The 13,424-nt window shown below is 36.4% G+C and carries 14 protein-coding genes; all 14 read left to right on the top strand.

Going from position 1 to position 13,424, the window contains the following annotated elements; translation table 11 throughout:
- Positions 1–11: 11 nt before the first annotated feature.
- Positions 12–1,208 carry an ROK family transcriptional regulator gene (locus tag VIK44_RS00995; RefSeq protein ID WP_331551966.1) on the top strand — a complete coding sequence of 399 codons (1,197 nt, stop codon included), beginning with the start codon at positions 12–14 and terminating at the stop codon, positions 1,206–1,208.
- Between the two features lie 100 nt (positions 1,209–1,308).
- Positions 1,309–1,563 carry a hypothetical protein gene (locus VIK44_RS01000; protein ID WP_331551967.1) on the top strand — a complete coding sequence of 85 codons (255 nt, stop codon included), beginning with the start codon at positions 1,309–1,311 and terminating at the stop codon, positions 1,561–1,563.
- Positions 1,505–2,155, top strand: a complete 651-nt coding sequence (locus VIK44_RS01005; protein ID WP_331551968.1) for an ABC transporter permease — start codon at positions 1,505–1,507, stop codon at positions 2,153–2,155. The genes VIK44_RS01000 and VIK44_RS01005 overlap by 59 nt, the downstream gene beginning before the upstream one ends.
- Before the next feature lie 22 nt (positions 2,156–2,177).
- On the top strand, positions 2,178–2,945 hold the full coding sequence (locus tag VIK44_RS01010; protein ID WP_331551969.1) for an ABC transporter ATP-binding protein: 768 nt from the start codon (positions 2,178–2,180) through the stop codon (positions 2,943–2,945).
- 26 nt (positions 2,946–2,971) lie between these two features.
- Positions 2,972–3,733 (top strand): 5'-methylthioadenosine/adenosylhomocysteine nucleosidase, encoded by a 762-nt coding sequence (locus VIK44_RS01015; RefSeq protein ID WP_331551970.1) that lies wholly within the window; start codon positions 2,972–2,974, stop codon positions 3,731–3,733.
- Positions 3,734–3,782: 49 nt separating this feature from the next.
- Entirely contained in the window at positions 3,783–4,262 is a 480-nt protein-coding gene (locus VIK44_RS01020) for an S-ribosylhomocysteine lyase (RefSeq protein WP_331551971.1), read from the top strand.
- 24 nt (positions 4,263–4,286) lie between these two features.
- Entirely contained in the window at positions 4,287–4,805 is a 519-nt protein-coding gene (locus tag VIK44_RS01025) for an adenine phosphoribosyltransferase (protein ID WP_331551972.1), read from the top strand.
- A gap of 369 nt (positions 4,806–5,174) precedes the next feature.
- Entirely contained in the window at positions 5,175–5,840 is a 666-nt protein-coding gene (locus VIK44_RS01030) for a corrinoid protein (protein ID WP_331551973.1), read from the top strand.
- 32 nt (positions 5,841–5,872) lie between these two features.
- Positions 5,873–6,949: a uroporphyrinogen decarboxylase family protein gene (locus VIK44_RS01035; RefSeq protein WP_331551975.1), complete on the top strand. Its 1,077-nt coding sequence runs from the start codon at positions 5,873–5,875 to the stop codon at positions 6,947–6,949.
- A 151-nt stretch (positions 6,950–7,100) separates the two neighbouring features.
- Entirely contained in the window at positions 7,101–8,069 is a 969-nt protein-coding gene (locus tag VIK44_RS01040) for a CobW family GTP-binding protein (protein WP_331551976.1), read from the top strand.
- Position 8,070: 1 nt separating this feature from the next.
- Positions 8,071–8,736 carry a DUF1638 domain-containing protein gene (locus tag VIK44_RS01045; RefSeq protein ID WP_331551977.1) on the top strand — a complete coding sequence of 222 codons (666 nt, stop codon included), beginning with the start codon at positions 8,071–8,073 and terminating at the stop codon, positions 8,734–8,736.
- Between the two features lie 71 nt (positions 8,737–8,807).
- Positions 8,808–10,508 carry an ASKHA domain-containing protein gene (locus VIK44_RS01050; protein ID WP_331551978.1) on the top strand — a complete coding sequence of 567 codons (1,701 nt, stop codon included), beginning with the start codon at positions 8,808–8,810 and terminating at the stop codon, positions 10,506–10,508.
- A 518-nt stretch (positions 10,509–11,026) separates the two neighbouring features.
- On the top strand, positions 11,027–12,313 hold the full coding sequence (locus tag VIK44_RS01055) for an O-acetylhomoserine aminocarboxypropyltransferase/cysteine synthase family protein (protein ID WP_331551979.1): 1,287 nt from the start codon (positions 11,027–11,029) through the stop codon (positions 12,311–12,313).
- A gap of 84 nt (positions 12,314–12,397) precedes the next feature.
- Positions 12,398–13,330, top strand: a complete 933-nt coding sequence (locus VIK44_RS01060) for a homoserine O-succinyltransferase (protein ID WP_331551980.1) — start codon at positions 12,398–12,400, stop codon at positions 13,328–13,330.
- The last annotated feature ends 94 nt before the right edge of the window (positions 13,331–13,424 follow it).

The following is a 13,424-nucleotide window of genomic DNA, read 5'->3' on the forward strand; positions in this document are numbered from 1 at the left end:
GTGTATCTGGAATGAATCATTCAAATTTGTTGGAAAATTTAAGCTCCGATGAAAAAAAAATTATAAGTTTGCTGTTAAAGAATGAATATATGTCAAAAAATGATATTTCACTATCAACAAATATTAAATTAAGCAGACTTAACTATATTATGGAGCCATTAGAAAAAAATAAAATAATTGTTCAGGAAAAGTTAGGGCAGTCATCAGGTGGAAGAAAACCGGTGCTATACAGTGTTAATTTACATGATTTTTACGTCATTGGAATTGATGTATCGATTATGTACACACAAATAGTTTTTACCAATCTCAAGATGGAGATCCTCTATGAAGAATTATTCACTATGGATAATTCTTGTACACCAGAGAAAACCATTAATAAAATTGTGGAAGCAATTAAAAAGGCACACAAAGATTTGAGATTGGATCGGTTAAACCTCATCGGTGTAGGGGTAGGATCAGTGGGTCCGTTAGACGTTGAAAATGGAATTATTAAAAATCCAACAAATTTTTATGCCCCAGATTGGCTCAATGTTCCTATAAAGGACATCCTGGAAGAAAAACTAGGAACACCCGTCATCGTTGAAAATGGCGCCAATGCAGGGGTTGTTGCGGAGACATTATTTGGCATTGGCAAAGACGTTTCCAATGTTTCATATTTTAATTGTGGAGTGGGATTACGAACCGGTACAATTTCTTCAAGAAATCTCATTAGAGCAATCAATGATGAAGAAGAGGGATTTGGTCACATGGTCATTGATATTAAAGGAAAAAAATGCAGATGTGGCAACTCTGGATGCATTGAATGCTATTCATCCATCAATGCTATTATCAAAAGTTTTTCAGATGAAATCAAAATGGGCAGAACCACTGCAATTAATAAGAATATTAATGCGATTAATTATAAGGATATTTGTGTAGCAGCAGAACAAAAAGATGCGTTATCTAAAGAAATATTGAGAGATGCAGCATTAATTTTAGGCGCAGGTTTGGCCAATTACGTTAAGCTTCTAACCCCGGATTTGGTTATTTTAAGTGGTCCCTTAATGATTCAATCAAAGCTGTTTTATGATAGTTGCGTTGAAAGTACCCTTGGAAGATTACAGCCTGATAAAAGAAAGAGAGTCATTTTTAATCGAGGTGGCTATTACGGCGAAAGGGCAATGTCTGTTGGTGCTGGAGCCATGCTTATTGAAAAATATCTAAGCTGACAGCTCATTATTTTGTTCGGGAAAATAGTTAAATATGATATTAAAAATTAGATTTGCAACTGAAAAAGGAAGTAATAAAAAATTAAGGAGTTCGAATATTATGAAGAAAAAGAGTCTGTTTACGATAATATTAATTGGTATCTTATTAAGTTTTGGATTAGCTGGTTGTACTAATCCCAACGCTAGTGCGAATTCAAAGGATGCCAATTCAGGGGTAACAGCCACTGAAGTAAGAATTGCAACCCAACCTTCCCCCTTTGCCGCATCAATATTTGTTGCAAAAGAGAAAGGATATCTTGAAGAAGAACTACAAAAAACCGGTAATGACTCTTATAATACTTGCCAGTCTATTTAAAAATATACTGGCAAGTATTATAAGAGTCATTACCGGTTTTTCATTGGCTGCGCTAGCGGCAATCATTATCGGAATTGCTATTTCGCTTTCGAAAAATTTTGAAATAGTGACTAGATTTGTTCTACAGGTTCTAAAACTGATACCACCGATTGCATGGATACCCATTGCCATCGTTTGGTTTGGGATTGGAGAACCTTCGAAAATATTTATTATTTTTCTGGGAGCATTCTTTCCCATATTTATTAATGTCGTTGATGGGATTAAGCAAATCGACAAACGATATGTTGAAGTCTCAAAGGTATATGAAATCCCGGATCTCAAATTTATTCGAAAAGTTGTGATTCCAGGAGCTTTACCCTCAATTATGTCAGGTTTAAGAATAGGATTGGGAAATGCATGGATATGTGTTGTTGCAGCAGAAATGATTGCGGCAACAAGTGGGATTGGTTATATGCTTATGGACGGAAGACAGCTTTCACAGCCGGACGTGGTAATCCTGGCCATGTTAATCGTCGGTATTATCGGAAAATTAATGGATGATGTTTTGGGAATAATAGAACGCAAAACCGTGTACTGGCAATCACATAATTAAAAGTGTTTGGAGGTGATTCAGCATGCCGGGAAAATTGGAAATTAGAGATCTTAACAAATATTTTGGAGACAAAAACCAAAGGCTGGGAGTGCTTAACGATATAAACCTGACCATTAATGAGGGCGAGTTTGTATCAATTCTGGGTAGAAGCGGCTGCGGAAAAAGTACGCTTTTAAGAATAATCGCAGGACTTGAAACAAATTATGAAGGATCAGTTCTTTTAGATGGTCAGCAGGTGAAAAAACCATCTTTAGATAAAGGCATCGTATTTCAGGATCACCGGTTATTTCCATGGCTGACAGTGGAGCAAAACATTGGCTATGGGGTTCCGGATAAGCAGAAGAATAAAAATGAGTTGGTACAGGATCTTATTAAACTTGTGGGACTGAGAGGGTTTGAAAAATCACTGCCAAATCAATTGTCAGGAGGTATGGCTCAACGTACTGCCATTGCCAGAGCGCTGGCAAACAAACCTAAGATCCTTTTACTTGATGAACCATTTGGCGCATTGGATGCGATGACACGTATTAATATGCAGGAAGAGATTCTAAAAATATGGAAGCAGGAAAAAATAACAATTATTCTCGTGACACACGATATTGAAGAGGCAGTCTATTTAGGGGATCAAGTCGTTGTACTGTCGAGTCGTCCAGGTAAGATAAAAGAAATATGCAAAGTGGATATTTCAAGACCAAGAGACAGAGTGAGTGATCAATTCGTTAAGGAAAAAAGAAAGATATATTATGAATTCTTTGATGAGGTTGAAGTTCCATTTACCTACGCGATTTAGAATAGGACATTTAGGAGTAATATTTTATGAAAATTGGAATTATTGGTGCTATTGAGGAAGAAATTCAGCTTTTAAGAGAAGAAATAGAAATTATATCAGAAGAAACAATCGGGATGAGACAATATTATAATGGAATAATATTTGGTAAAGAAGTGACCCTGGTTTTTTCAAGGTGCGGAAAGGTGGCGGCGGCTTCGACGGCAACCACTTTAATTCAGCAGTTTGGAGTCGATTTGATTTTGTTTACCGGAGTTGCAGGTGGAGCAAACAAGGAACGAAAGATAGGAGATATTGTCCTATCAAAAAGATTAGTTCAGCATGATATGGATGCAACCGGACTTTCAGGTTTTGGAAAATTTGAAATCCCGTTACTGAAAAAATCTTACTTTGAGGTTGATGATTCCCTATTAAATAAAGCATTGGAATCTGCCCGTTATTACATTGATCATGATATGAAGAAAGATGTTAATGCTGAATTATTAAATGAATTCGGAATAAAAGTTCCCAAGGTGGTAGTTGGTACAGTAGCCAGTGGCGATCAGTTTATTTCTGATGGCATTAAAATTAAGATACTGTCTTCAGAAATTGAGGACCTTCAATGCGTTGAAATGGAAGGTGCTGCTGTTGCCCAGGTATGCTATGAATATGGGGTGAAATATATGGTATTCAGGGTTATTTCGGATAATGCAGATGAAAATGCCAATATTAATTTTAATCGGTTTATTGACAAAACGGCAAGATATTTCACAAAAGGCATTGTTAAAGAAATGATTAGAGAGTTGGGATGATCCTTTGGAATAGTTGAAATAAAAACATGCAGATAGGGAGAGAAATTAAATGGAAAAAATTACAAGCTTTACTATTGATCATCTAAGACTGCAGCCAGGAGTATATGTTTCGAGAAAAGATAAAGTCGGAGAAAATACGGTTACAACCTTCGATATAAGAATGACACGGCCGAATTTTGAGCCGGTAATGAATAATGCTGAGATTCATACCATTGAACATTTAGCCGCAACTTATTTGAGAAATAATAAAGAGTTTGGTTCTAAAACCCTGTATTTTGGCCCCATGGGATGTAGAACCGGTTTCTATCTGCTGCTAACAGGAAACTTAGAATCCAGTGAGATTTTAGAATTGTTAATTAATCTATTCGAATTTATAGCCAATTATGAAGGTGATGTTCCAGGGGCAGCCCCAAGGGATTGTGGAAATTATCTGGACATGAATCTTTCAATGGCCCAATATTCAGCACGAAAATATTTGAAGGAAGTTTTGAAGAAAATTAATAAAAGCAGGTTGATTTACCCGGAATAATAAATTCAAATTCGGAGGCAGACAGTGAATTTAAAAAATAAAATTAGAATTATTGAAGACTATCCAAAAAAAGGTATCAGTTTTAAAGATATCACCACGTTAGCTCAGGATGGAAAGGCTTTTCAATATGCGATTGGATCAATTTCCGGTTTTTTAAAAGATAAAAATATTGATGTGGTTATCGGACCGGAAGCACGGGGCTTTTTAGTTGGTGCACCGGTTGCCTATAGTCTTGGGGTCGGATTCATACCGGTAAGAAAAAAAGGAAAATTACCAAGCGAAACCATTCAAGTAGAATACGAATTAGAATATGGTGGTGATGTCCTTGAAATTCATAAAGATGCCATTGAGCCGGGACAAAGAGTTGCAATAGTAGATGATTTATTGGCAACAGGTGGAACAGTTGAGGCAGTTACCAAGCTCGTTGAGACAGCCGGGGGTGAAGTTGCGTTTTTGGCTTTCATTGTTGAGATTACAAGTCTCAATGGAAAAGAAAAGCTAAGGAATTATGAAATGATATCACTTGTGGAATATAATAAATAACCTTGTTTTCTGACGAAATCCATTAAGATTATATTTGCTTAGGACAAAAGATGCATATATTCGCCGATTTATACCTGGGTTTCTATAAATAATTACTCTAATCAAACCCTTTAATCTTGAAGGGTTACAAATATTCAATATTATATTTTGGATTTGAAAAATATATATAGTATAAGCTAAAAGATCTATGAAATAACCGCTAATCGAAGTTTGATGACCCTCGATTAGCGGTTATTTATATTTTGTTCATCTCAATACAAAGCTGTTTATGAAAAAAAATAAAAAATATTGACAAAGAAAATAGCTTAGTGTATATTTAACATACAAAACATATAGGGTATATATGCAATAAATAAACGGAGGATAAAAATGTCAATTAATAAAGATGAATTGTATAAAAAGTTAGCCGATTCCATTGTGGATATGGATGAAGAACTAACCATAGAAATCAGCAAGCAGGTCATAGCGGAAGGTTTCGATGCCTATGATGCAATCGTGAATGGTTTGACGGTTGGTATGAATCAGGCAGGAAAACTTTTTGACGAAGAAGAATATTTTGTACCAGAACTTTTAATATGCTCAGATGCAATGTATGCAGGTTTAGACATTCTAAAGCCACATATTAAAGTCGGCGAAAATGAGATAAAAAGAAAAGCGGTGATTGGTGTCATTGAAGGGGATACCCATGATATTGGGAAAAATCTTGTAAAAATTATGCTTGAAACCGGAGGCTATGATATTGTTGATTTAGGAAGAGATGTTTTACCGTCAACATTTGTGGAAAAAGCTAAAGAAGAAAATGCGGAATTCATTGTTATTTCAACATTGATGACAACCACAATGGAAGGTATGAACGAAGTCATCGAGATTTTAGTCAAAGAAGATATAAGAGATGATTATAAAGTACTCATTGGCGGCGGGCCAATTTCCCAGGGATATGCAGATAAAATAGGTGCAGATGGTTACGCAGAAAATGCTGCAGAGGCCGTAAAATTAGTAAACAAGCTAGTAATAGCATATGGAAACGAAATCTAATAACAAAGACTATTAATTGGAGGAAATCACTTATGTCATTGATACAAAGAAATGAAGAATTAACATCTCTGGAACGGGTTGGCCTTACACTGCAGCGTAAAGAAGTTGATAGAATACCTGCAATTCCCCTTGTTTGCGGCGCTTCATATCGGGTTTTGGGAACACGCTATGATAAATGGTCTCAAGATGCAGAAATAGCAACCCAAAGTCTGCTTGCTGCGCAGGAATTAATCGGACAGGATGCTTTTTTATTACTGGTGGACCTTTCAGTGGAAGCGGCTGATTTTGGCCAGGAGTTAATATTTCCAAGATACAGCACAGCCTATCCGGATTTTAACAATCAGTATATAAAAAAACCGGCTGAATATGAAAAGATCAAAAAAGTAAATCCAAGAGAAACCAAACGGATGAAACAAGTTATTGATATTATCAAAGGTTTATCAAAAGAAAAAGGCAATGAAGTGGCCATTATGGGATTTATTTATGGTCCATTAGGGGTTTTATCCCAGATCAGAGGTCACAAGGATTTATTTGTTGATCTCATCAAACATCCTGAAGAGGTTTTAGCAGCAGTTGATGTGATAACTGATGTACTGGTGGAGTATGCTATTGCCCAGGTTGAAGCAGGCGCCCATGCAGTGTGTGTGGATCCCCTTTATTCTTCAGGAACCGTTCTAAGAAACACAACATGGGAAAAATTCGAGGGACCCTACCTTAAACGGATTGCAGATGCTATTCGCACAGCAGGTGCAGGGGTAGCCATTCATAATTGTGGTGGTGGGGTATACTTTGAAGAAGTCATTAAATGGGCAGATCCTGTTGCCATATCAGTGGCTCATCCAGCTCATGGATCCAAAGATTGGGAAGAACATGCAAAAACATGGGGCCAGAAAGTGATTACCATTGGTTGCTCAGATCCTGCAAATACCGGCTTAGTTTTTACAGCAGACGAAGTTCTGGAAGATTGTAAAAAGCAAATCGACTTGTTTAAAAAGCATGATGCCGGATTTATTCTTTCCACCGGTTGTGAATTTCCTCCCAATGGCAATTTATTAAATGCTGCGGCAATGGTGGAAGCGTCAAGAAGATATGGACGAACAAGCAAATAAAATGAAGATTTAGATCTTTAATTGATGACAATTATTTTATCTGACTGTGTGCATCAGGGAAGGCTGAAGAAACTTCTCTAAGCATTGCGCACTCAATGATCAATAATTGTCATTAATACTAGATACAATTATTAAATGATTAGGAAGTGAAATGATGACCATACAAATTGATATTTTTTCTGGTTTTTTTGGTGCCGGCAAAACGACATTGATTAAAAAGTTGATCAATGAAAAGGTGTACTCTAAAAAGGTAACGCTTATAGAAAATGAATTTGGTGAGATCCCAATTGATGGGACATTCTTAAAAAAATTCAATATAGAAATAAAAGAAATCAAAGCCGGGTGCATTTGTTGTTCAACTGTTAATGATTTCAACGATACCCTTAAAGAAATCATTGATTCGAGAGAAACAGAAAGAATTATCATCGAACCATCTGGAGTGGGAAAGCTGTCAGAAATCGTTAAAATTGTGAAAAAACTCGAAGCCGATAATGACGTGAACCTTAATTTGGTGATCGCAGCAGTTGATGTCACCATGTATGAAGAATTTATCAATCTATTCAGCGAATTTTATGAAGATCAGGTTATTCACGCAAGCACCGTTATTTTAAGTCGAACCCAAAGTGCTACAGCTGAGGAATTACAACTGGTTGTTTCTAAAATAAGAGAAATAAATGAAAATGCCAGGATCATTACTACGCCCTGGGATGACTTAAGTGGCGTTGAGCTGTTTGGACTGTCAGAAGCTGATGGAAAGAAAGAAGCAATTATTCATAATTTGGGTGAGATCGATCTAAGCGAACATCACCATGATCATGACCACGATGATGATTTAGAAAGCGACCACAACCATGACATCTTTTCAAGCTGGGGTATCGAAACGCCCAAGATTTTTCCCATAGATGTTCTGAAAAGCATTTTCAATGGATTAAAAGACGAAGATATCTATGGAAAAGTCGTACGGTCAAAAGGCAAAGTCCAGGTGGATGACAATCGTTGGGTCGAGTTTGATTTTGTCCCCAAACAATTTGAGATCAGAGAATCAGAACCGGATCAGGTCGGTCGAATTACTGTAATTGGACATGATTTAAATAAAGAGAAACTAGAGACTGCTTTTTAAAATGAAAATAAAAGTAATTGCATGTGAAGTGATGAAAGAAGAAATTCAGGGAATTGAACCATTGGCTGATCAGGAATTTGAGTTTGTTTCAATGGACTTTCATCTTTATCCGGAAAAGCTTGGAGCTGAATTGCAGAAGATCATTGACCGATCTTTGGGTTATGACAGAATTATTTTGGCATTCGGTTTGTGCGGTGGTGCTACAAGGGGTTTAATGGCAACTCATTCCAGGATTACATTACCAAAAGTTCATGATTGCATTCCATTATTTTTGTGTTCAGACAAATGTCGTTTATGTGATTTCAAAAGTGAAATGGGAACATTTTATCTCAGTAATGGATGGATGATTACTGAGAAATCAATACTATCCGAACATCAGCGAGTTCTTAAAAGATTTGGTTCAAAAAAAGCTTTAAGTGTTTTACACAGGACCTATGAAGGCTATAAAAAAGTCCTGTTCATCACCACAGGATCTCATCCTCAAGATGAAGTGATTGAGCAATCCAAAGAAATAGCACAATTATTCAACGCTGAATATAAAACGGTTCAAGGGGAGACGGCCTTTTTCGAAAAAATTGTCAGAGGACCATGGGATGATGTGAATTTTATAAATATCCCTCAATCAGGGATGATTAAGGAAGAAGACTTTGGGATTAATGCAAAATGATTGCAAAGGTTCGGATCCGCGTAAAATGAAAAAAGAATCAATGAAAAAAAACAGTAAAGGAGTCAATCGTAATGGTAACAGTAAATTTTCTCACAAATGACAAGTCAGTATCCGTAAAAAAAGGAATGACAATATTAGAAGCAGCACGGGAAATCGGCATTGTTATAGAATCTCCCTGTAATTCAGAAGGTGCCTGTGGTAAGTGCAAGGTCAAAGTATCCCAGAGCAATCTGACAGGGATCATTGATGATGGCAAACATCAATTGTCGGATGAAGATAAGGCTCAGGGCTTTGTACTATCCTGTCAGGCAAAGGTAATGGCTGATGTCAATATAGAAGAAATTCCAGAGAATTTGAATAAAAACCTTCAGATACTAAATCACGGGGAAAGCTTCGTCATCGAACGCGATAGCTATATTAAAAAAGAATATAATAAAAACGGCAGAACTGTTGTCTATGCTGGGGACGACATTATCGGAGAAGAAGAAGGGGATACAACTGGGCTAAATTATGGCGTAGTGGTGGACATTGGGACAACAACCTTAGTGGCAACTATTGTTGATATTAACACCGGAGAAGAACTCCATTCAGTTTCTGCATTAAATCCTCAAAGTATTTATGCCCAGGATGTTTTATCCAGAATAAAATTCGCCTCGGATGAAAAAGGTTTAGACACCATGTATTCTGAAATGATTAAAGAGTTAAACAGTATGATAGCGAAAAACACAAAAGAAACTGGAATCGATAAGAAATATATCTATGAGGCGATTTTCAGTGGGAATACCTGTATGATTCATTTGGCTGCCAATGTAAATCCCTACTCATTAGGTAAATATCCGTACACCCCACTTTTAAAAGGTGGAAGCTATTTAAGTGCCAGCGAGCATAAACTAAATATTTCGGATAAGGGCTTAATCTATTTACCCCCTATTATTTCATCCTATGTAGGCCCTGATATAACCTCCGGGATTTTAGCCACCAGACTTCAAGATAGAAAGGGCACCACATTATTTGTTGATATAGGTACAAATGGCGAAATGATCATCGCCAGAGACGGGAAATTGTCATCAACATCCACTGCTGCCGGGCCGGCTTTTGAGGGAATGAATATTACTTATGGTATGAGAGCTGAGCGAGGAGCCATCGAATATTTTAACATCGAAAAAGATGGGTCCATCGAGATTAAGACCATTGAAAATGGAAAGGCTATTGGAATTTGCGGAAGTGGTCTTTTGGATATTCTTGGAGAGCTGGTTGCCAATAAGGTCATTGGTAAAAATGGCAGATTTGCATTACCGGAAAAATCAGATTTACCTATTGTGCTGAGAAAGAGACTGGTAAAAGTCGATGGGAAAATTGCCTTTGAAATAGCAGATGGTGTTTTTTTGACGCAAAAGGATATAAGACAGGTTCAACTTGCAAAAGGGGCTGTAAGATCAGGAATTGAATTTCTCATGAGCAATAAAAAGGTTAAAGCAGAAGATGTTGATAAAATACAGATAGCCGGCTCATTCGGTTATCATCTGAGAGCCAAAAGCCTTATTAATATTGGTTTATTGCCAAAAGAGTTTAAAGGCAAAATTGATTTTGTCGGAAATACATCTAAATCAGGAGGACATGCGTTCCTATTGAATAAACAATATCGGCTGGAAATGGAGCAACTTGTTAAAGAAATTGATGTTGTTGAATTATCAAATGGCGAGAATTTTGATCGGATTTTCGTTAAAAGTTTATCCTTTAACACAATAGAAGAAGTTGCATGCAGTGCTTAATAATAATAAAATTCTGCTTATAATAATAAAAAATATTGACAAATAAATCAGTATAGTGTATATTAAACATACAAAACATATAGGTTATATATGTAAATAAAATATGGGGGCAGAACAATATGGAAAACAGAAAAATTGGCATTAAAAAAGAGGGCACTAAGTACATGTGTTGCAACATGCATTGTTCTATGTGTTCCATTAAACTTAAATGAAATATTGTATTTGTCGTCAATTGTGAGAATTACTTGCAATAAATAAAAACACTTGAGCCGACAAATTATGGGATTTGTTGGTTTCTTTTGTAAAGTGTAGGGATTAAGCATACCAGCTTTCATTTTACATTATCTTTGCTATACAGTAGGTGCATAAAAAGGGGAAACGTCAATGAGTCAAATAGCAAAGAATGTAGAAGAAAGATGGTGCAGAAATTGAGTAAAAATAAACAAGGGTTATTTAAGAGATTATTTAAAAACAAAGAAACAAAAAATCAAACAACACAAAAAGAAAGGTTGATTAAAATGAGCGAGAGAAAATTAGGATTCGATACATTACAAGTACATGCTGGTCAAACACCTGATCCAGCAACAGGAGCTCGAGCAGTTCCAATTTATCAAACAACTTCCTATGTATTTAAAGATACTGCCGAAGCAGAAGGCCGTTTTGCACTTACAAATCCTGGAAACATTTATTCCAGACTTACAAACCCAACTACCGATGCCTTTGAGCAAAGAGTCGCCGCCCTTGAAGGAGGATCAGCCGGACTTGCAACCGCCTCAGGAGCAGCAGCCATTACTTATTCAGTTTTGAATATCGCAAAAGCAGGGGATGAAATTGTTTCCGCCAGTACGCTTTATGGTGGAACTTATCATTTGTTTTCCGAAACATTACCTAAATTTGGTATCACCACTGTGTTTGTTGACCCGGATGATCCTGAAAATTTCAGAAAAGCAATTACTGAAAAAACAAAGGCCATATTCATTGAAACTTTAGGTAATCCAGCTAATAATCTCATCGATTTTGATGCTGTTGGCAAAATTGCCAAGGAAAATAAAATCCCACTGATTGTAGACAATACCTTCGCAACCCCTTACTTATTTCGACCATTGGAACATGGGGCTAATGTTGTTGTACATTCTGCAACCAAATTTATTGGTGGACATGGTACTTCCATTGGCGGAATTATTATTGATGGTGGTAACTTTGATTGGACCAGTGGCAAGTTCCCTGATTTCACAACTCCGGATAAAAGCTATAATGGTATAAAATTTTCTGACCTGGGTGCTGTAGCCTATGCAGTTAAGATTCGTGCCCAACTGTTGCGCGATACCGGAGCATCATTATCGCCATTTAACTCGTTCTTATTTTTGCAAAGCCTGGAGTCATTATCTCTTCGGGTGCAAAAACATGTTGCTAATACTGTTAAAATTGTGGAATTTCTTGAAAAAAGTCCAAAGGTTAAGAAAGTCAATTATCCAGGACTTAAATCAAATAAATATTACGATTTAGCACAAAAATATTTACCACTGGGTTCAGGTTCAATTTTTACATTTTCAATTAACGGAAATATTGATCAGGCGAAAAAATTTATTGACAGCTTAGAGATATTTTCACAACTTGCCAATGTTGCAGATTCAAAATCCCTGGTGATCCATCCTTCATCAACAACCCATCAACAGCTCAGTCCTGAAGAACAGGCCGCTGCCGGATTTGGACCAGATGTTATTCGTTTATCCATTGGTGTTGAAGATGTGGATGATTTAATCTTTGATATTGATCAAGCTATCAACAAAGCATTTACTGCTTAAGAAAATTATAATAATATCTGCTGTTCTCAAAATAATAAAATTTGAGTGCAGCAGATGATTTATTTATATCAGAGGTGTTTGTATATGCCAATACGTGTTAGAGAAGGTCTCCCGGCAATTGAAACACTTGCAAACGAAAATATTTTCATAGTGGGAGAAAATCGGGCAAATCATCAGGATATGCGAACCTTGAAAATCCTGATTGTAAATTTGATGCCAAAAAAAATTGCAACGGAAACACAGTTATTGCGATTATTAAGCAATACTTCTTTACAATTAAGTGTTGAATTTCTTAAAATGTCAGCTTATGAATCGAATCAGCCGGCATCGGAACATATGCTGGAATTTTATAAGACTTTTGATGAAATTAAAAACAATAGTTATGATGGTATTATTATAACTGGTGCAACTATTGAACAATTAAAATTTGAGAAGGTTGATTATTGGAATGAATTATGCATTATTTTGGAATGGGCTAAACTTCACGTTTATGCATCGCTTTATATTTGCTGGGGTGCACAGGCTGCGCTGCATTATCATTTTGGAATAGAAAAATACAATCTTCCTTTTAAACTGTCAGGTATCTATTTGCATACAGTCAATCGATGTGAACATCCCATGGTACGAGGTTTTGATGATTCGTTCATGGCCCCACATTCCCGATATACTTATATAAGTAAAGAACAAATTCTTGAAATTCCGGAACTTGATATTTTAGCTGAATCTGAAAAAGCCGGCGTCTATTTAGTAGCAGATAAAAGCAATAGGCATTTGTTTGTGACCGGTCATTGTGAATATGATAGAGATACTTTGAAGGCAGAGTATATTCGGGACTTTATTAAAGGAAAAAATCCAACTGCTCCGGAAAATTATGTTTTAAAAGAAAACCCAAACTTTATTCCACATACCAGTTGGTGCAGTCATGCATCGCTTCTGTTTTCAAATTGGTTGAATTATTATGTATACCAACAAACCCCATATGATTTAGAGGAACTCACGCATACCAAAAACAAATGAAGCAAAGCGTTTTGGGATAGTTGTCTCAAAACGCTTTGCTTTACTTGGGCAGAATAACCAGGATAAAAAATGATAGTCCCGGAATAAGGACTAT

This window comes from Acetobacterium sp. (assembly GCF_036508315.1).
Classification (GTDB): domain Bacteria; phylum Bacillota; class Clostridia; order Eubacteriales; family Eubacteriaceae; genus Acetobacterium.

What these genes read in the sequence shown, in the direction of transcription:
- VIK44_RS01060 (WP_331551980.1), top strand. Translation starts at nt 12,398, where the DNA reads ATGCCAATACGTGTTAGAGAAGGTCTCCCGGCAATTGAAACACTTGCA.
- VIK44_RS01050 (WP_331551978.1), top strand. Translation starts at nt 8,808, where the DNA reads ATGGTAACAGTAAATTTTCTCACAAATGACAAGTCAGTATCCGTAAAA.
- VIK44_RS01010 (WP_331551969.1), top strand. Translation starts at nt 2,178, where the DNA reads ATGCCGGGAAAATTGGAAATTAGAGATCTTAACAAATATTTTGGAGAC.
- VIK44_RS01040 (WP_331551976.1), top strand. Translation starts at nt 7,101, where the DNA reads ATGATGACCATACAAATTGATATTTTTTCTGGTTTTTTTGGTGCCGGC.
- VIK44_RS01030 (WP_331551973.1), top strand. Translation starts at nt 5,175, where the DNA reads ATGTCAATTAATAAAGATGAATTGTATAAAAAGTTAGCCGATTCCATT.
- VIK44_RS00995 (WP_331551966.1), top strand. Translation starts at nt 12, where the DNA reads ATGAATCATTCAAATTTGTTGGAAAATTTAAGCTCCGATGAAAAAAAA.
- VIK44_RS01045 (WP_331551977.1), top strand. Translation starts at nt 8,071, where the DNA reads ATGAAAATAAAAGTAATTGCATGTGAAGTGATGAAAGAAGAAATTCAG.
- VIK44_RS01000 (WP_331551967.1), top strand. Translation starts at nt 1,309, where the DNA reads ATGAAGAAAAAGAGTCTGTTTACGATAATATTAATTGGTATCTTATTA.
- VIK44_RS01020 (WP_331551971.1), top strand. Translation starts at nt 3,783, where the DNA reads ATGGAAAAAATTACAAGCTTTACTATTGATCATCTAAGACTGCAGCCA.
- VIK44_RS01055 (WP_331551979.1), top strand. Translation starts at nt 11,027, where the DNA reads ATGAGCGAGAGAAAATTAGGATTCGATACATTACAAGTACATGCTGGT.
- VIK44_RS01015 (WP_331551970.1), top strand. Translation starts at nt 2,972, where the DNA reads ATGAAAATTGGAATTATTGGTGCTATTGAGGAAGAAATTCAGCTTTTA.
- VIK44_RS01035 (WP_331551975.1), top strand. Translation starts at nt 5,873, where the DNA reads ATGTCATTGATACAAAGAAATGAAGAATTAACATCTCTGGAACGGGTT.